Origin of the sequence: Corynebacterium sp. MSK008 (genome assembly GCF_030232585.1) — a bacterium.
Classification (GTDB): domain Bacteria; phylum Actinomycetota; class Actinomycetes; order Mycobacteriales; family Mycobacteriaceae; genus Corynebacterium.
In genome coordinates, this window is the sequence record NZ_JASPJX010000011.1 from 36,576 (window position 1) to 53,433 (window position 16,858).

Genomic DNA, 16,858 nt, shown 5'->3' on the forward strand with positions numbered 1-16,858 from the left:
CAGTGCACATTACCACTGTTAGACAATCCGGTTCTTCCGCAATAGACTAGGCAGTCTACATACGATCAATAGTTCACAGAAATCGTGGAGGTTTTTCACCGTGGCAGCATCCATTGCAATCGTCGGAGCAGGACCCCGCGGCATCTCCATCACCGAACGCATCGCCGCCTACCTGGGCGCCCGCAGCGAGGCGCTCACCCTGCACATCATCGACGACGCCCAACTCGGCGCTGGCCGCATCTGGGAAACGGACCAAACCCGCACACTGTGCATGAACACCCTCGCCGGCGCGGTGACCCTGTTCACCGAACCCGGCGCAACCGTTTCCGCCCCCGTGCTCGAAGGCCCCACCATGTACGAGTGGATCCAGGTGCTTCGCGGCGAGAGAAGCCACCCGCTTATCGACGCCTCCGGCGCCTCCCTCCCCGAGCACTACAACGAGGAGCTGCGCGCCACCCGCCCCGAGTCCAACCCCTCGCGCGCGCTCTACGGCGAGTACCTGCGCTGGGCCTGGAAGGTCGCACTCGCGCAGCTGCCGGACACGGTCGAGGTGGTCGAGCACCACTCCCGCGCGGTTGCGATCGCGGCCGAGGGTTCGCAGGACACCATCACGCTTGCCGACGGCGCGATAGTCCACGCCGACGCCACCGTCATCGCCTCCGGCTGGGTGCTGCCCGCCCCCACGCCCGCGCAGCAGGCGTTCGCCGACTCGGGCCTGACCTACATCCCGCCGGGCAACCCCGTGGAGCAGGACGTCTCAGCTCTGCCGGCCGGTGAGCGTGTCGTGGTTCGCGGCATGGGCATGGGCTTTTTCGACCTCATGGCGCTGACCACCATCGACCGCGGCGGCCGCTTCGTCGAGGACTCCTCCGCGCGTTCCGGTCTGCGCTACGAGGCCACCGGCAAGGAGCCGCACTTCGTGGTCACCTCCGGCCGCGGCTACCCCTACCTGCCCAAATCGGAGTACCACTCCCTGCCGCCGAAGGCCGACCTGTCGCGCCTGCGCGCGGCCATCGACGCCTCCGAGGCGCCGGTGTCCTTCGGGCTTGAGCTGTGGCCGGCGCTGGCCCGCGACTCCTACGCCGAGTACTACCGCGTGCTTGCCCGTGTGCGTCCCGAAGCGCTCAGCGCGACCCTCGACGAGATCCTCGCGGCCATCGATAACGCCGACCTCTCCGCGGCCGCTTCCCCCGACGGCATCCTGCCAGTCGCCCACGCGCTGACTGCGGCGCTCGAGGGGATGAGCACCGAGCCGTTCGACATGGCAGCCTGGGTGGACCCGCTCGTCGGGACCGAGGAGCTGGACCTGGAGGAGCTGAACCGCCGCATCGCCGAGGGCATGGAGGTGGACATCGCCGAGGCCGTGACCGCCTGGGACTCCCCGCTCAAGGCAGGTCTGTGGGCGATCTCCGCGGGCCGCAAGCCCAGCGCGATTGCCACCCAGAACGGCCGCGGCCCCCGCGAGGCGGCACTGTCGCAGTACATGGCGTTCGGCCAGATGGTCGGCTCCGGCCCGCCGCTGTTTCGGACCCGCGAGCTCCTCGCGCTTTTCGACGCCGGCCTGGTCACCTTTTTAGGCCCCGACCCCGTGGTGGAGGTCGCCGACGGCGAGTACACGACGGTTAGCCACGGTCGCACGGTGCACGCCGCCGCGCTTGCCGACGCCTTCCTGCCCGGCCCCGACATCCGCACCTCCCCCGACGCGCTAACCGCGTCGCTGCGCGAGGCCGGACGCGTGCGCCCGTTTCATGGCTCCGCCTCCCCGGAAACCGACGATGACACCCGCCGCACCGTCCACCCCGACGGCGAGCTGGATGCGCGCCTGCACATCGTGGGCATCCCCACCGGCAAGCAGTGGGCGGACACCACCATCTCCCCCATGCCGGGCACCGACCCGCTGATGCTGCAGGAGACCGACAAGACAGCTCGCTCGCTGCTCACCCAGGCGGGCGTGCTCTAGCCTAAGTCCCGCGCCACCGCCCACCTGGTGAGCTGGTGGCGGTTGGAGGTCTGCGTCTTGCGCAAGATGTTCGACGCGTGTGTCTCCACCGTCTTGACCGAGATGTACAGCCGCTCGGCGATCTCCTTGTACGTGTAGCCACGCGCAAGCAGCCGCAGCACCTCGAGCTCGCGGCGGGTCAGCGAATCCACCGCCGGGTCGTCCTCTTCCACCACCGGCCCCGAGGCGAAGGCATCGAGCACGAATCCGGCCAGCCTCGGCGAGAAATACGCGTCCCCGCCGCGCACCCGCTCAATCGCTTCGGCGAGCTCGGCGCCTGCGATGTTCTTGGTTACGTACCCACGCGCACCGGCACGGATCAGTGCGATGACGTCCTCGGCGGCATCGGAGACACTCAGCGCCAGATACGCCGGGCCCGGTGCCCGCTTGAGCACGGCCAGTCCGCCGCCGTCGGGCATGTGCACGTCTAAAAGCACCACGTCCGGGCGCGTGCGCTCGATCCCGCGCACCGCCTCAGCGACGGTGCCTGCCTCACCAACGATGTCAACCGCTCCCGCCAGTTCGGCTTTGACCCCGGCGCGGAAAACGGAGTGGTCGTCCACCAAGAACACGCTCGTCATAGGTCCAACGCTATCTCTACCTCGGAGCCATTGCCTATCGACGACACCACGCGCACCTCTCCCCCAACCCGCTGAACGCGGCCCACGATGGAGTCGCGCAAACCATGCCGGTCGTGCGGAATGGCGTCCGGATCAAAACCGGTGCCGCGGTCGCGCACAAACACCTCGAGCCTGCCCGCGAGATTCTCCGCGTAGACGTCGATGGTGTCCACACCCGCGTGCTTGGCGGCGTTGACCATTGCCTCCCTCGCGGCGAGCACGACCGCTTCGGTACGCTCGTCGAAGGCGACATCCTCGCCCACCGTGACCGGTTGGATGACCACGCGGAAGGCGTCCTCCACCTCGCCGGCCGCTTTCTGCAGGGCGGCGAAGGTGGTGGTGTGGTTGGGCACGGAGTCGTCGAAAAGCCAAGCCCGCAGCTCGCGCTCCTGGGCGCGCGCCAGGCGGGCGACCTCCTCCGCATCGCCCGCCTGCTTCTGAATCAGCGCGAGCGTTTGCAGCACCGAATCGTGCAGCCGCGAGGCGATCTCTGCGCGCTGGTCCGCCACCGCCTTCGCCTCGCGCTCCGCAAGCAACGAATTGGCCAGCTTGGCAATCAGTGGCACGACCAGCACCCCGACGCCGAGCACCGTGACCAGCACGGAGACCACCACACCGGCAACCCCTGCGCTCTCCCCGAGAAATGCCACGGCAAGCACCCCGGCCATGACCAGCAGCGCACCCAAGGTTAGCGCGGCGATGTTGCCCCACGACCCCGTGCCGCGGTCGTAGGCCTGCAGCGCAATTACCGCACCGACGATGAGCACGCCGAGCACAAATACCACCGTGGCCCCCGCGCCCGACGACAGCTGCAGCGCAATAAGCGCGCCTGCGAACCCGAGCACCACTAGCGCGAGATCCATCGTCCCCGGGCGCTGGCGCTGCGCCCCGCTGTCGTCCACGGGCGTACACATCCACAAACCGGCGTAGAGCAGCGCGCCGAACCCGCCCGCGAAGCCGGCTACGACGAAGAACAGACGCACCCACTTTTCCTCCACCCCCAGGTGGTCGGCCACACCGGAGGCCACGCCGGCCACAACGCGGCGGGAGCGGTTCCGGGTCAGCCGGGGATACAGCGCAGACATAACCCCCATCGTTGCACGGGCAGGCCTTCGGGCACATCGGGGAAAACCCTGAAACGAAAGATCAGGGTCATTCCCGATACCGCAGCCTGCGCTCCCGCGGGAGGATGGAGCCATGGAGAACAACACACTCACGCAGATGTGGGACACCCGCCCGCCCCGCATCCCGGAGGACCAGGGCGGCAAAGCCGTCATCGGCGGCGTCTGCGAAGGCATCGGCGCCCGCTTCCACATCGATCCGACTTTCATCCGCGTGGTTTTCGTCGCGCTCTCGCTCGCGTTCGGCGGCGGCATCTTCCTCTACCTGCTGTGCTGGATGAACATGCCCCGCTTCGGGCTGACCCGCAGCCCGTGGGGCGCGATCATCACCCCGAAAGAGCAGCTGACCGCGGCGGAGATAAAGGAACGCGACACGGGCTGGTGGCTGCTGCTCGGGCTGTTCCTGTTTTTACCGTCCGCTTCCGTCGCAGGCGATCTGCGGGCAGTACTAGTCACGTTCATCCTCTTCGCCGCCGGCTGGTACTTCCTGCACCAGCGGCAGCCGGAACCCCCGGCGGGGCTGCTGGCGGGCGGGCCGGAGGAAACGTCGACGAGCAATGGGCCCACGGTGGACACCACGGGCCTCACCGTGCCCGAAGGTTACGAGCACCCCGGGCAGCAGGCGCCTGCATGGGATCCGCTCGGCGTGGCCCCTGACCTGTGGCACCTGCCGGATCCGGTCGAGCCAAAGCCGGAGTCTGCGCGCACGAAGCAGCGCTACTGGTTGTGGATACCTGCCGCACTGGTGCTGGCAGCAGTGGCCCTGTGGACGATGTCCGTACTCAACTCACTTCGCATCGGCGCAATCGGAGACTTCGGCGTTGCCAATGTCACCGCCTACTCCGCCGAGGCCATGCCGGAATTCAAACACCGCATCGGCGAAGCCCGGATCGACCTTTCGCATATGGAGCCACCTGAAGAACCGACAACAATCGAACTCAGCAACGGCCTCGGCAAAATCGACCTCAAACTCCCCACCGACGTTCCGTTAATTGTCAATTGCGACGCAAAGATTGGGCGCGCCAGCTGCCCCGAAGAAATACAAAACGCGGACAAGGACAGCGCCCTGCTCACGATCAACGTGACGCAGCGCGTCGGGTCTGTGTCCGCGTATTACGGGGAGTGACTTACTCCCACTCGATGGGGGCGGACACCACCATCTCCCCCCATGCCCGGCACCGACCCGCTGATGCTACAGGAGACGGACAAGACGGCGCGTTCGCTGCTCACCCAGGCAGGCGTGCTTTAAATACGTACAATGTCGGCCCCATGAGCACGTTTTCGCAGATGTGGGACACCCGACCAACACGCCTGCCCAAGGACCAGGGCGGTAAAGCCGTCATCGGTGGCGTCTGCGAAGGCATCGGTGCGCGCTACCAAATCGACCCGACGTTCATCCGCGTCCTCTTCGTCGTGCTGTCGCTCGCCTTCGGCAGCGGTGTCTTCCTCTACCTGCTGTGCTGGATCAACATGCCCCGCTTCGGGCTCACCCGCAGCCCGTGGGCCACGATCATCACCCCGAAAAAGCAGCTGACCAAGGCAGAAAAGAAAGAGCGCGACACCGGCTGGCTCCTGCTGCTGGGACTGTTCCTCTTCTTCCCGATCGCCTCCAAAGGCGACCTGCGCGCGGTGCTGGTGGCATTCGTGCTCTTCGCGGCTGGCTGGTACCTCGCCCACCAGCGCCAGCCGGAGCCGCCCGCGGAACTGGCCCCCGGCTCCGACCGATGGCACCCGCCTGAGCAGCCCCATTCAGCACCGGCCACGATGCGCCCGCTGTGGCTGTGGATCCCCGTCACGGTCGTGCTGACTGCGGCGACGATCTTCGTGCTGGGGGTTGTCAGCGAGGTGCGGCTTGGCAACTACAGCAGATTCGGCAGCGCGCACATCACCGTGGAATACGAAGCCGCACTGTCGGACATCAAGCGGCCTAACGGCTTCGTCGGCGACACCTACCTCGACCTCACCGAGCTCGAGCCGCTGAACGAGCCGAGAACAATCGCCCTCGAAAACCCCATTGGCCGCACCGACATCATCTTGCCGACCAACGTTCCGGTCGACGTGAACTGCGAGGTCACCATCGGCGAGACCGCCTGCCCCGAAGAAACGCAAAACGCGGACGCGGACAGCGCACTGCTCACGATCAATGTGACACAGCGCGTCGGGTCCGTGTCCGCGTACTACGCGGAGTGATTTACTCCCACTCGATGGTGGCCGGCGGCTTGGAGGTCACGTCGAGCACCACACGGTTGACGTCGGCCACCTCGTTGGTGATGCGGGTGGAGATGACCTCGAGGGTCTCGTACGGGATGCGCACCCAGTCCGCAGTCATCGCGTCCTCGGAGGCGACCGGTCGCAGCACGATCGGGTGGCCGTAGGTGCGGCCGTCGCCCTGCACGCCCACGGAGCGCACGTCGGCGAGCAGCACGACCGGGCACTGCCAGATCTGCTCGTCCAGGCCGGCCTTGGTCAGCTCCTCGCGGGCGATCGCGTCGGCGGCGCGCAGGGTCTCCAGGCGCTCCTCGGTGACCTCGCCGATGATGCGGATGCCTAGGCCCGGGCCCGGGAACGGCTGGCGGTTCACAATCACCTCGGGCAGGCCCAGCTCGCGGCCGACGGCGCGGACCTCGTCCTTGAACAGCAGACGCAGCGGCTCAACGAGCTCAAACTCGACGTCGTCCGGCAGGCCGCCGACATTGTGGTGGCTCTTGATGTTGGCGGTGCCGGTGCCGCCGCCGGACTCCACCACGTCCGGGTACAGGGTGCCCTGGACCAGGTAGTCCACCTGCTGGCCCTCCAGCACGCCGGCAACCGCGCGCTCGAAGGAGCGGATGAACTCCGCGCCGATGGCCTTACGCTTCGCCTCCGGCTCGGTCACGCCGGCGAGCTTGTCCAAGAATGCCTGGCGCTCGTCCACGGTGACCAGCTTTGCGCCGGTGGCGGCCACGAAGTCGGTCTCCACCTGCTCGCGCTCGCCCTGGCGCAGCAGGCCGTGGTCCACGAACACGCAGGTCAGACGGTCGCCAATGGCGCGCTGCACGAGCGCCGCCGCGACGGCGGAGTCCACGCCGCCGGACAGGCCACAGATCGCACGTCCCTCGCCGACCTGCTCGCGCACGTCCGCGATCAGCTGCTCGGCGATGTTGGAGGCGGTCCAGTTCTGCTCCAGGCCGGCAATCTCGGTGAGGAAGCGGGTGAGCACCTCCTGGCCGTGCGGGGAGTGCATGACCTCCGGGTGGTACTGCACGCCGGCGAGCTTGCGGGAGACGTCCTCAAATGCGGCCACGGGCGCGCCCGGCGTAGACGCAGTGACCTCGAAGCCCTCCGGCGCCTGCGTGACGGAGTCGCCGTGGGACATCCACACCGGGTGCTCTTCTGAGAGGCCGGCGTGGAGCACGCCACCGTCGACACGCATCTGCGTGCGGCCGTACTCGCGCGCACCGGTCTTGGCCACCTCGCCGCCGAGCGCGCGGGTCATGATCTGGAAGCCGTAGCAGATGCCGAAGATCGGCAGGTCCAGCTCGAAGATCTCTTGGTCGAGCTGCGGCGCGCCCTCTTCGTACACGGACGACGGGCCGCCGGAGAGGATCAGGGCCTGCGGGTTTTTCTCGCGGACTTCAGCGGCGGTGATGGTGGAGGGAACCACCTCGGAGAACACGTTCGCCTCGCGGACACGGCGGGCGATCAGCTGCGCGTACTGCGCGCCGAAATCGAGGACAAGGACTGGGCGGGCTTGCGGAGTATTCACAGGCCTAGATCGTAGTCGATCCCGCGCGAGACCCAACTGCCTGTGCGCCGCCATGGAAAACCCCAGAATGACCTGCATGACATTGCGTGCCCCCGCGCCGGCGTGGCCGAGGACAAAGGAAAGCCGCGCGGGTGGCGCCGGAAGGGCACCACCCGCGCGGCTCGCGCGAAAAAGCGTTACTGAACAGCCGAGCTGAGGCGCTCCAGGGCGGCGCGCACCTCGTCGGTGGACGGCGCCTGCGCGAGCTTCTCAGAAGCCTGCTGCAGCTGGGCGATGGACTTGTCCGCGGCGGCCATCGCGTTGTTGACCTGCTCCACCAGCGGCATCACTTCGGCGCCCATGGTGGACTCGTTGGTGTTCTGAGACCAGCGGCGGATCATCTCCAGCGGAATCTTGGTCAGCTCGGAAATGGAGTTGACCTTCAGCTCCACGCGGCGGCGGAAGGACGAGTGCAGGAAGACCGCGTCGTCCATCTCGCGCACGTCGACCTCGAGCGCGTCCACAAGCAAACGCATGGACTCGTCCGCGCCGGACTCGGTGGAAAACTGCGCGGTCTGCGCGGTGTGTAGACGCGCCAGGGCAATCGCCATGCGCGCGTTGGCGGTCTTGGCGTAGAGCTCCTCGGCCACCTCCTCCAGGGTGGCGGCGTTTTCGTCGATGATGCCGCGCATGGTCGCCCACACCTGCAGCGGTGCGAGCAGCAGCGTGCGCGAAGCACCCTCGGTGACCACGTTTTCCATCTCCGCCTTCACGTCGTTGGTGACGGCGTTTTCCTCCACCAGGGTGGCGGAAGCCTTGCGCAGCTCGTCGGCCGCGTCCTGGATGGCGGTCTGGACGGACATGAACTGGTCCAGCTCGCTGTACAGCGCGCGGGCCGCGTCGTAGATGTCGCCCGAGCCTTCCGGCAGGGTGAAGCCGGCGTCCTCAAGCGCCTGCACCTCGGCCGGCAGGGCAGCCTGGATAAACGCGTCGTAGTCCGGCAGCAGCTCGCCGATCTTCTCCGCGCCCTTGACGGCGCGCTCGCGGCGGCCCACACCGTTGGCCTTCGCCTCGTGCTCGACCAGGTTCGCTTCCTGGTAGATCTGGCCCGCAGCCTCGAAGCGCTCCGTCATCGGGCGGGTGCGCACGGACAGGTAGCCGCCGTTGGGCAGCGGGGTCACGGTGGCGAGCACGTCGTAAGCCGAGCCGCTCTTGGCAAGGTTGCGCACGTACGCGGCAAAGGGGCGGCCATCCTCGATGGTGTCCCACATGAGCTTGAATGCGGCACCCGGCATCTCGTCGTTGCGGATGAGGTTGTGCGGCTTGCCGATCATCTCGTCCGCGTCGTACTGGGCGTACTTGATGAACACATCGTTGACATGCGTCATCACACCCTTCGCGTCAGTGACCGAGAAGAAGATGTCATTGACGTCGACTTCGTGGGAGGCACCCTCTGGTGCGTCGCGAAGAATGGTTACACGGCTAGGCATAGGCGTACTCATCCAATTTCTTAACTACGGATTGCCAGATCTGCTTTCTGAAAAGCTTTCACATCAGTATAACCACACTTGGCCATGATTCTCTTCAGACCTCCGACAACATTGAGGCTGCCGTAGGGTTCACTCGACGGCCCGAAAAGCACCGTCTCCAGTGCGGTGGAGGTGCTGACACCCGGATCCTTGCTCACATCGCCGCGGGGGAAGCGGGGGTGTGCGGTCTGTGCCTCCCAGTACACACCGCCAGCGGCGGCGTCGGAAGCTTGCGCCAAGTTCCTGCCGAGCATCACCGCATCGGCCCCGCACGCGATAGCGAGGGCGATGCTGTCAGCGTCCCAGACGGGCACATCAGACAGCACGTGCACGTAGCGCCCACCGGTCTCGTCCAGGTAGTCGCGACGGGCGGCAGCCACGTCCGCGATTGCGGTTGCAGACGGAACCTTCACCACGGTGCTGGCGTGGCCCGAGCCCACGATCACGCCGGCCACGCCGGAGCGCATCAGGTGGGTTGCCGTGGAGTAGTCGTAGACCCCACCCGCGATCACCGGCACGTCCAGTGAGCCGACGAACTCCTTCAGGTTCAGCGGCTCGCCGCCCTGCTGCACGTGCTCGGCCGAGACGATGGAGCCCTGGATGAACAGGATCTCCGCACCCGCGGCGATGACTACCGGTGCCAGCTCCCGCGCGTTCTGCGGGCTCACACGCACCGCAACAGTCACGCCGGAGTCGCGCACCTGCGCGATGCGCTCGGTGAGCAAATCAGTGTCGAGCTCCGCAGCGTGCAGCTCCTGCAGAGTGCGCACGGAGCGCTCGCCGGAATCGATGTACTCCTGGTACTCCTCCTTCGAGTCGAATGCCCAGGCGTCCTCACACGAGTCCGCAACCTTTTTCACCGCAGCCTCGAGGTCGGCGTGCCGGCCCCACAGCCCTTCGGCGTCGATCACGCCGAGACCGCCCTGCTTGCCCATCTCGATGACAAACTCGGGGCTGGCCAGCGCATCCGTCGGGTGGGACACGAGCGGGATGTCGAAGGTGTAGGCGTCGATATGCCAGCTCGTGTCCACATCCTTGGAAGAACGGGTGCGGCGCTTCGGCACGATCGAAAGGTCGCCCAGGTCGTAGGCCCTGCGGGCCTCGCGGCCGAGGCCGATTTCCACGTAGTCGCGCATCTCTCTCCCTACTGGCGGTAGTTCGGCGCTTCGACGGTCTGCGTGATGTCGTGCGGGTGCGACTCGCGCAGGCCGGCGGCGGTGATCTGGACGAACTGCTTCGTCTGCAGCTCCTCGATGGAGGCAGCACCGGTGTAGCCCATGGCGGCGCGCAGGCCGCCGACGATCTGGTGGGTAATGGAGTCCAGCTCGCCGCGGAACGGCACGCGGCCCTCGATGCCCTCCGGCACCAGCTTGTCCTCGCTGGTCACGTCGGCCTGGAAGTAGCGGTCCTTGGAGAAGGAGCGCTTCTCGCCGGTCAGGCCGCGGCCCTGCATCGCGCCCATGGAGCCCATGCCGCGGTAGCGCTTGTACTGCTTGCCGCCCACGACCACGATCTCGCCCGGGGCCTCTGCGGTGCCGGCGAGCATGGAGCCGAGCATGACTGTCGACGCACCAGCCGCCAGCGCCTTGGCCACATCGCCGGAGAACTGCATGCCGCCGTCGGCGATGATCGGCACGCCTGCGGCCTTCGCCGGGACGGACGCTTCGAGGATGGAGGTGATCTGCGGCGCACCCACGCCTGCCACCACACGGGTGGTGCAAATCGAGCCCGGGCCGATGCCCACCTTGATCGCGTCGGCGCCAGCGTCGATCATGGCCTTCGCCGCGCTGCGGGTGGCCAGGTTGCCGCCGATGACGTCGACGCGGTCGCCGAACTCCTTCTTCACGCGCGAGACCATCTCGAGCACGCGGTTGTTGTGCGCGTGCGCGGAGTCCACCACGAGCGCGTCCACGCCGGCTTCCACCAAAAGGCCCGCGCGGTCGAAGGAGTCCTCGCCCGTGCCCACACCAGCGGCGACGAGCAGGCGGCCGTCGGCATCCTTGGAGGCGTTCGGGTACTGCTCGCTCTTGACAAAGTCCTTCACGGTGATCAGGCCGGCCAGGGTGCCGTCGGCCGCCACGATCGGAAGCTTCTCCACCTTGTTCGAGGACAGCAGCGCCAAAGCTTCTTGCTTATCGACGCCCTCCGGTGCGACCACGAGCGGCATCGGGGTCATGACCTCGGCGACCTTGCGCTGAAAATCGGCCTCGAAGCGCATGTCGCGGTTGGTGATGATGCCGACCAGGCGGCCACCGTCGTCCACCACCGGCAGGCCGGAGATGCGGAAGCGGGCGCAGAGCGCGTCCACGTCTGCAAGCGTCATGTCCGGGGTTGCGGTGACCGGGTTGGACACCATGCCGGACTCGGAGCGCTTCACGATGTCGACGTGCTCCGCCTGGTCCTGTGCGCTCAAGTTGCGGTGCACCACGCCGATGCCGCCCTGGCGCGCCATCGCGATCGCCATGCGGGACTCGGTGACAGTGTCCATCGCGGCGGAGGCAATCGGCATGCCCAGACGGATGTTCTTGGTGAACTGGGAGGCAGTGCTCACCTCAGACGGGACGATGTGGGACTCCGCCGGCAGCAGCAGCACATCGTCGAAAGTCAGGCCGCGAAGCGCAACCTTGTCCGGATCGTCCCCACCAGTCCACACACGCTCATTAGCCATCGCATAGTCTCCTCTCCTGCGCAGATGTTTTTCGCCATGATATAACGCGGCGCAAACACTGACCGTGCCACCCAGTTCAGCGCTGAATAGCGCAGGGAATCGAACCGGTTTGCCACACCGTATAGGGTAAGACGGGTGAACTACGACGACATGATGCCACTGGACCCGTTCGCGGACGACCCCAACGACCCGGCATCCTTCATCGAGGACGATGAGCACGCCGAGCCGCTGTCGCCCGCAGAACGCGTCGCAGTGATCCAGGATCTCTCGCACGTGCGTGACGCGAAGCGCATGCTCAAACCCCGCGGCATTCTCGGGGTGTCGTTCCTCTGCGAGGACTGCGACCAGGTCCACTACTACGACTGGGAGATCATGGAGCAAAACATGATCGCCTCGCTGAACAACCAGCTGCCCCCGGTGCACGAACCCAGCGCGAACCCGAACGTCGAGGCGTACGTGCCCTGGGACTACGCCATGGGCTACCTCGACGGTTTAGAAGGCCGCTAGGAGCTGCTGCCCACCGGCGGGTGGACGATCGGACCGCTGTTTGCGCCGCCGGAGACGCCGACGCCACCCTCAGCTGGCGGGTTCACCATCGTCGCCGGGTCGTTGACACGCAGCGACGGGTGCTCCTGCTCCGCACCGGTGCCCGCCGTCGGTGTTTCGCCGGTCGTGCCCTGACCCTGGGACGGCGCAGTGTTGCTCGCGGTCGCGCTCGGCCGCGGGCTCGACGGTGCCGACGGGTTCGCCTGCGTCGGCTGGGTGGCCTGCGGGGGCTGACCCGGGCCGCGCTGCGCCGGATCCTGCTGCGCCTGTGTCGGCTGCTGCGCCGGCGGCGCCGGGACTGCCGGGGCCTGCTCCGGAGCGGGCTGCTCGGTGCCGGCCTCCTTTGCCGGCACCGTGGTCGCCTCCGTGACCGTTTCGGTCACCGTGGCGGACGCGCCGTCCCTAGCCACGCGCCGCTCGCGCTCCTGCATAGTCGCCACCAGGCCGCGGGCCTGCTCCAGCAGGTCGCGGGCAGCAGCGGCATCGCCGCTTTCGCTGGCCATCTCAAGCTCGTCGAGGGTCGTGGCAAGCTCCACCACGGTGGTGTCCTCGTCCGCAGCGCCGCTGTCGAACAGGGCGGCACCGGTGCCGACGCACACCACAGTCGCCGCGGCCGCACCGATCAAGCCGGACAGCCACGGGCTGACGCGGCGCTTCGCCTTCTCAGCGCGCTTCTCGTCCAACGAGGCGACGTCGCCAGCGGGCTGGGAATCTTCCACGAACAGCTGCGGCGCCGGCGGCATCGGGCGGTCGACATCGGCCTTCAGCTCCAGCAGGGCGGCGGCGAGGGGGTCGTTGCCCGCCGAAGGATCGTCGCCAAGCATGAGCGCCTCAAAGAACGCATCGCTGTGCGCGAACTCCTCAAAATGATCGTCCTGCCGTGTCATAACTCCGCTTGCCCTCCGTCCAGTTGCTTCCGCAGTTTGGACAGCGCACGGTGCTGTGCAACACGCACCGCACCCGGTGTGCTGCCCATGACTTCAGCCGTCTCCTCCGCGGACAGACCCACAAACACTCGCAGAATTACGATGTCGCGGGCCTTCTCATTTAATGAATCGAGCAAAGCCCTCGCAGCGTTACTCCCCGCCGACACCATCGCCGCGTCCTCGGGGGTGATTGTCGCCACTTCGGTGTCGGGGACCTCCTCCACCGGGCTAAGCTTGTCGCGCGCCATGGAGCGGTGCGCGTCTGCGACCTTGTTAAACGCGATGCCGTACACGAACGCCATAAACGGCCGACCGGTATCGTTGTAGCGGTCGATGCTCGTCGCCACCGCCAGGCAGATCTCCTGGGCCACATCCTCGGGGGTAGGCATCCGCCCTCCCCCGATGCGCGCCCTGGCGTAGCGCAGCACGCGCGGGTGGATGATGGCGATGATGCGCTGCAGCGCCCGCCTGTCGCCCTGCGCAGCAGCGGGCACCAAGCTCGCCAGCTCTGCGTCTTCATCGCCTGCAGCCACGCGCATCTCCTCCCAACGTCTGTGAGTCTGCCCAAGTTTTCGCGTAACCCGTTCATCATAAACGCAGTTGCCACTTTGTTTGCGCTACCGACCTTTTGCCAGGAATTCACCTGCCTGTAACCAGGGGCGTTGGCGCAGTAAGACTGGGGTATTTTCGCGCGGTTCGATTGCGCGACAGCAGGCTGTAACCGGGACGACACCAAACGTTAACCAGAGCAGTCCACACTCGTTGCCGGTTACACGTTTGAGGTACTTCCACAAAGGAGCACTCCCGATTATGTCTTTGCCGCACCAGCTTCCCGGACCCAACGCAGACTTCTGGGATTGGCAGCTACACAGCAAGTGCCGGGGGGAAGCCTCCGAAATCTTCTACCACCCCGACGGGGAGCGCGGCCGGGCGCGCACGCAGCGCGAAAACCGCGCCAAGGCCATCTGCTTCGAGTGCCCGGTACTTACCCAGTGCCGCGAGCACGCGCTGCGCGTCGCTGAGCCGTACGGCATCTGGGGCGGCCTGAGCGAATCCGAGCGCTCCGCCATCCTGCGCGGCACCGCCGGCGGCATGAAGGTCGCCGCCGCGTCCGCCAAGTAGCACGGCACACGAAAAACGCCCCGGTTTCGGGGCGTTTTTGCTTATCGACGAACCTTCGGCAATGCGCGTCTAGTGCACGTGGCCTTCGTGCTCGTCTTCCTCAGCGGGCTTGGTCACCACAGACGCTTCCGTGGTGAGCACCATCCGGGCCACAGACGCGGCGTTGACCACCGCGTTGTGGGTGACCTTCACCGGGTCGATGATGCCCTGTTCGATGAGGTTGCCGTACTCGAGCGTCGCGGCGTTGAAGCCCTCGCCGTTCGGCATTTCGGCGATCTTGGACACCACAACGGCGCCGTCGAGGCCCGCGTTGTCGGCGATCCAGAACGCCGGCTTGGACAGCGCGCGGGCCACGGCCAGCACGCCGGTCTTCTGCTCGCCCTCGAAGCCCTCGGCGAAGGTCTCGAGCTGCTTGGCAATCTGCACCAGCGCGGAGCCGCCGCCGGCGATGATGCCCTCTTCCGCCGCCGCGCGGGCGGCGTTGATGGCGTCCTCGACGCGCAGCTTACGCTCGTTTTGCTCGGTCTCGGTGGCGGCGCCGACGCGCAGCACGGCCACACCGCCGGACAGCTTGGCTAGGCGCTCTTCGGCCTTCTCCTTGTCCCAGGTCGAGTCGGTGGTTTCGATCTCGCGGCGGATCTGGTTGCGGCGGTCCTCCACGGCCTCGGCGGCGCCGGCACCGTCGACGATGACGGTGTCGTCCTTGGTCACCGTCACGCGGCGGGCGGAGCCGAGGTGCTCCAGGGTGGCGTCCTTGAGGTTGACGCCGACCTCCGGGTCGATCACGGTCGCGGCGGTGACCACCGCGAGGTCGTCCATAAACGCCTTGCGGCGCTCGCCGAAGTACGGCGATTTCACGGCGACGACCTTGAGGATCTTGCGGATGGAGTTCACTACCAGCGCCTGCAGCGCTTCACCCTCGATGTCCTCTGCCACCACGAACAGCGGCACGGACTCGGAGGCGGCCTGCTCCAGAAGCGGCAGGAAGTCCGGCAGGGAGGAAATCTTGCCACGCACCAGCAGCACGCGGGCGTCCTCGAGCACGGCCTGGCCGGCATCCGGATCCGTCATGAAGTACGGCGAGAGGAAACCCTTGTCAAAGGAGATGCCCTCAGTGAGATCCACGTAGGACTCGATGGACTGGGACTCCTCGACGGTGAGCACACCGTCCTTGCCCACCTTGTCCATGGCGCCGGCGACCATCTCGCCGACCTCCGGGTCGCGCGAGGACACGGTGGCCACGTTCGCGATCTCGGCGGAGGACTGCACCTCGGTCGCGCGAGCCTTGAGCTCCTCGACAACCTTCTCGGAGGCGGCCTTGATGCCCTTGTTCAGCTCGATCGGGTTCGCGCCAGCCGCGACGTTGCGCAGGCCCTCGGCGACGAGCGCCTGGGCCAAAAGCGTTGCGGTGGTGGTGCCGTCGCCGGCGATGTCGTTCGTCTTGACTGCGACGGACTTCACCAGTTGCGCGCCGAGGTTTTCAAACGGGTCCTCGAGGTCGATATCGCGGGCAATGGTCACGCCGTCGTTAGTGACGGCCGGGCCACCCCAGGACTTGGACAGCACGACGTTGCGGCCGCGGGGGCCGAGGGTGACCTTCACCGCGTCGGCGAGCGTGTCCACGCCGCGCTGGATGCCCTCGCGGGCCTCCTGATCAAATGCGATGAGTTTTGCCATGGCGCTTACTTCTCGACGACGGCCAGCAGGTCACGAGCGGACAGCAGCAGGAACTCCTCGCCGCCGTACTTCAGCTCGGTGCCGCCGTACTTGGAGAAGATGACGGTGTCGCCCTCCTTGACGTCCACGGCGACGCGGTTGCCGTTGTCATCCAGGCGGCCCGGGCCGACAGCGATGACGACGGCTTCCTGCGGCTTCTCCGCGGCGGAATCCGGGATAACCAGGCCGGACGCGGTGGTGGTCTCAGCCTCAGCGATCTGGACGAGGACCTTGTCCTCCAGCGGCTTGATGTTGACGTTTGCCATGATCAGCAACCTTTCATTGGTGAATGATTCAACAGTTCAGGTCTGAAGAGGCGCAGCCGTCGTCGCGGGTGAACAACTGTGCTTCACACAACCTGCTTTGGCACTCTACCCCCGAGAGTGCCAGCCAACAACCACAGGCCGTGCAGCGGTGCGGTCTAGCGGTTGAGCACCGCGTTTCGCCACAGATCGAACTCCTCGGCGTTGTCGTCGCGATAGTTCTCCACCGCGCGGATCGCCTGAAGCACTTCCGCGATGGTGTCCTCATTGACGCTGCCGCCGTCGGCGGCGGTGAAGATCACCGGGCCGCACACCGCGCGGGTCGGGTCGGTGAGGAACTCCGGGTTGTCCGTCTCCGCGGTGTTGCGCGCCAGCGACGCCACCGGGTTCGGCTCCTGGCCCAGCTGGGCCGCGTCCGGGCGGAAGATCGCGTGGAAACGGTTGCCGTCCTGGTCGAAGGCGACATCGTCGAACTTCTCGGTCACGCCGCCGAGAATCTCTCGCACCGTGTCCTCGTCGAAGACGATGCGGCGGTAGGTCAGATCCGGGTTGACCAGGAACCCGAAACGTTCGCGGTCGGCCTGGTCCTGGTTGAACTGCTCGGTCACGGGGATTCCTTTCGTC

At 66.7% G+C, this 16,858-nt stretch carries 16 protein-coding genes; 5 read left to right on the plus strand and 11 right to left on the minus strand.

Annotation, left to right across the window (positions count from 1 at the left end; all coding sequences use genetic code 11):
• Positions 1 to 100: 100 nt before the first annotated feature.
• On the plus strand, positions 101 to 1,960 hold the full coding sequence (locus QP996_RS09485; protein WP_284872401.1) for an FAD/NAD(P)-binding protein: 1,860 nt from the start codon (positions 101 to 103) through the stop codon (positions 1,958 to 1,960).
• Here the strand turns inward: QP996_RS09485 and QP996_RS09490 are convergent.
• Both QP996_RS09490 and QP996_RS09495 read right to left on the minus strand, forming a co-directional pair.
• Positions 1,957 to 2,580, minus strand: a complete 624-nt coding sequence (locus QP996_RS09490; RefSeq protein WP_070473381.1) for a LuxR C-terminal-related transcriptional regulator — start codon at positions 2,578 to 2,580, stop codon at positions 1,957 to 1,959. The two genes, QP996_RS09485 and QP996_RS09490, sit on opposite strands and share 4 nt — an antisense overlap.
• Positions 2,577 to 3,704 carry an ATP-binding protein gene (locus QP996_RS09495; protein ID WP_284872402.1) on the minus strand — a complete coding sequence of 376 codons (1,128 nt, stop codon included), beginning with the start codon at positions 3,702 to 3,704 and terminating at the stop codon, positions 2,577 to 2,579. The genes QP996_RS09490 and QP996_RS09495 overlap by 4 nt, the downstream gene beginning before the upstream one ends.
• A 112-nt stretch (positions 3,705 to 3,816) precedes the next feature.
• Between QP996_RS09495 and QP996_RS09500 the strand changes: the two genes are divergently transcribed.
• Both QP996_RS09500 and QP996_RS09505 read left to right on the plus strand, forming a co-directional pair.
• Entirely contained in the window at positions 3,817 to 4,866 is a 1,050-nt protein-coding gene (locus tag QP996_RS09500; RefSeq protein WP_070473377.1) for a PspC domain-containing protein, read from the plus strand.
• A gap of 143 nt (positions 4,867 to 5,009) precedes the next feature.
• A complete protein-coding gene (locus QP996_RS09505) occupies positions 5,010 to 5,930 on the plus strand; it encodes a PspC domain-containing protein (protein ID WP_284872403.1) in 921 nt (306 codons plus the stop codon).
• Between the two features lies 1 nt (position 5,931).
• Here QP996_RS09505 and guaA read toward each other — a convergent pair whose 3' ends face one another.
• From guaA to guaB, 4 genes are all read right to left on the minus strand, one after another.
• Entirely contained in the window at positions 5,932 to 7,539 is a 1,608-nt protein-coding gene (guaA, locus tag QP996_RS09510) for a glutamine-hydrolyzing GMP synthase (protein ID WP_502870221.1), read from the minus strand.
• Positions 7,540 to 7,661: 122 nt separating this feature from the next.
• Positions 7,662 to 8,954, minus strand: coding sequence for a PAS domain-containing protein (locus tag QP996_RS09515; protein ID WP_284872405.1), 1,293 nt, complete (start codon positions 8,952 to 8,954; stop codon positions 7,662 to 7,664).
• Positions 8,955 to 8,974: 20 nt separating this feature from the next.
• Complete coding sequence (locus tag QP996_RS09520) at positions 8,975 to 10,129, minus strand: GuaB3 family IMP dehydrogenase-related protein (protein ID WP_284872406.1); 1,155 nt, start codon at positions 10,127 to 10,129, stop codon at positions 8,975 to 8,977.
• Positions 10,130 to 10,137: 8 nt separating this feature from the next.
• Positions 10,138 to 11,661, minus strand: a complete 1,524-nt coding sequence (guaB, locus tag QP996_RS09525; protein ID WP_284872407.1) for an IMP dehydrogenase — start codon at positions 11,659 to 11,661, stop codon at positions 10,138 to 10,140.
• Between the two features lie 135 nt (positions 11,662 to 11,796).
• Between guaB and QP996_RS09530 the strand changes: the two genes are divergently transcribed.
• Positions 11,797 to 12,168, plus strand: coding sequence for a DUF5319 domain-containing protein (locus QP996_RS09530; protein WP_284872408.1), 372 nt, complete (start codon positions 11,797 to 11,799; stop codon positions 12,166 to 12,168).
• Here QP996_RS09530 and QP996_RS09535 read toward each other — a convergent pair.
• Together QP996_RS09535 and QP996_RS09540 are read right to left on the minus strand one after the other, a co-directional pair.
• On the minus strand, positions 12,165 to 13,094 hold the full coding sequence (locus QP996_RS09535; RefSeq protein ID WP_284872409.1) for a hypothetical protein: 930 nt from the start codon (positions 13,092 to 13,094) through the stop codon (positions 12,165 to 12,167). The two genes, QP996_RS09530 and QP996_RS09535, sit on opposite strands and share 4 nt — an antisense overlap.
• Positions 13,091 to 13,666: a sigma-70 family RNA polymerase sigma factor gene (locus QP996_RS09540; protein ID WP_284872410.1), complete on the minus strand. Its 576-nt coding sequence runs from the start codon at positions 13,664 to 13,666 to the stop codon at positions 13,091 to 13,093. The genes QP996_RS09535 and QP996_RS09540 overlap by 4 nt, the downstream gene beginning before the upstream one ends.
• Before the next feature lie 277 nt (positions 13,667 to 13,943).
• On the opposite strand from QP996_RS09540, the gene QP996_RS09545 reads away from it, so the two are divergent.
• On the plus strand, positions 13,944 to 14,255 hold the full coding sequence (locus QP996_RS09545) for a WhiB family transcriptional regulator (protein ID WP_070844984.1): 312 nt from the start codon (positions 13,944 to 13,946) through the stop codon (positions 14,253 to 14,255).
• 69 nt (positions 14,256 to 14,324) lie between these two features.
• On the opposite strand, the gene groL is transcribed toward QP996_RS09545, so the two are convergent.
• The 3 genes from groL to QP996_RS09560 all read right to left on the minus strand — a co-directional run bounded on the left by groL (position 14,325) and on the right by QP996_RS09560 (position 16,842).
• Entirely contained in the window at positions 14,325 to 15,932 is a 1,608-nt protein-coding gene (groL, locus tag QP996_RS09550; RefSeq protein ID WP_284872411.1) for a chaperonin GroEL, read from the minus strand.
• A gap of 5 nt (positions 15,933 to 15,937) precedes the next feature.
• Complete coding sequence (groES, locus tag QP996_RS09555) at positions 15,938 to 16,237, minus strand: co-chaperone GroES (protein WP_034997874.1); 300 nt, start codon at positions 16,235 to 16,237, stop codon at positions 15,938 to 15,940.
• A gap of 155 nt (positions 16,238 to 16,392) precedes the next feature.
• Positions 16,393 to 16,842 (minus strand): hypothetical protein, encoded by a 450-nt coding sequence (locus QP996_RS09560; RefSeq protein ID WP_284872412.1) that lies wholly within the window; start codon positions 16,840 to 16,842, stop codon positions 16,393 to 16,395.
• Positions 16,843 to 16,858: the final 16 nt, after the last annotated feature.

Bases quoted from the DNA above. Each gene is read 5' to 3' on its own strand.
- QP996_RS09535 (WP_284872409.1), bottom strand. From the start codon at position 13,094: ATGACACGGCAGGACGATCATTTTGAGGAGTTCGCGCACAGCGATGCG.
- QP996_RS09500 (WP_070473377.1), top strand. From the start codon at position 3,817: ATGGAGAACAACACACTCACGCAGATGTGGGACACCCGCCCGCCCCGC.
- QP996_RS09505 (WP_284872403.1), top strand. From the start codon at position 5,010: ATGAGCACGTTTTCGCAGATGTGGGACACCCGACCAACACGCCTGCCC.
- QP996_RS09520 (WP_284872406.1), bottom strand. From the start codon at position 10,129: ATGCGCGACTACGTGGAAATCGGCCTCGGCCGCGAGGCCCGCAGGGCC.
- QP996_RS09545 (WP_070844984.1), top strand. From the start codon at position 13,944: ATGTCTTTGCCGCACCAGCTTCCCGGACCCAACGCAGACTTCTGGGAT.
- QP996_RS09495 (WP_284872402.1), bottom strand. From the start codon at position 3,704: ATGTCTGCGCTGTATCCCCGGCTGACCCGGAACCGCTCCCGCCGCGTT.
- QP996_RS09490 (WP_070473381.1), bottom strand. From the start codon at position 2,580: ATGACGAGCGTGTTCTTGGTGGACGACCACTCCGTTTTCCGCGCCGGG.
- groL (WP_284872411.1), bottom strand. From the start codon at position 15,932: ATGGCAAAACTCATCGCATTTGATCAGGAGGCCCGCGAGGGCATCCAG.
- QP996_RS09515 (WP_284872405.1), bottom strand. From the start codon at position 8,954: ATGCCTAGCCGTGTAACCATTCTTCGCGACGCACCAGAGGGTGCCTCC.
- groES (WP_034997874.1), bottom strand. From the start codon at position 16,237: ATGGCAAACGTCAACATCAAGCCGCTGGAGGACAAGGTCCTCGTCCAG.
- guaB (WP_284872407.1), bottom strand. From the start codon at position 11,661: ATGGCTAATGAGCGTGTGTGGACTGGTGGGGACGATCCGGACAAGGTT.
- guaA (WP_502870221.1), bottom strand. From the start codon at position 7,539: ATGGCGGCGCACAGGCAGTTGGGTCTCGCGCGGGATCGACTACGATCT.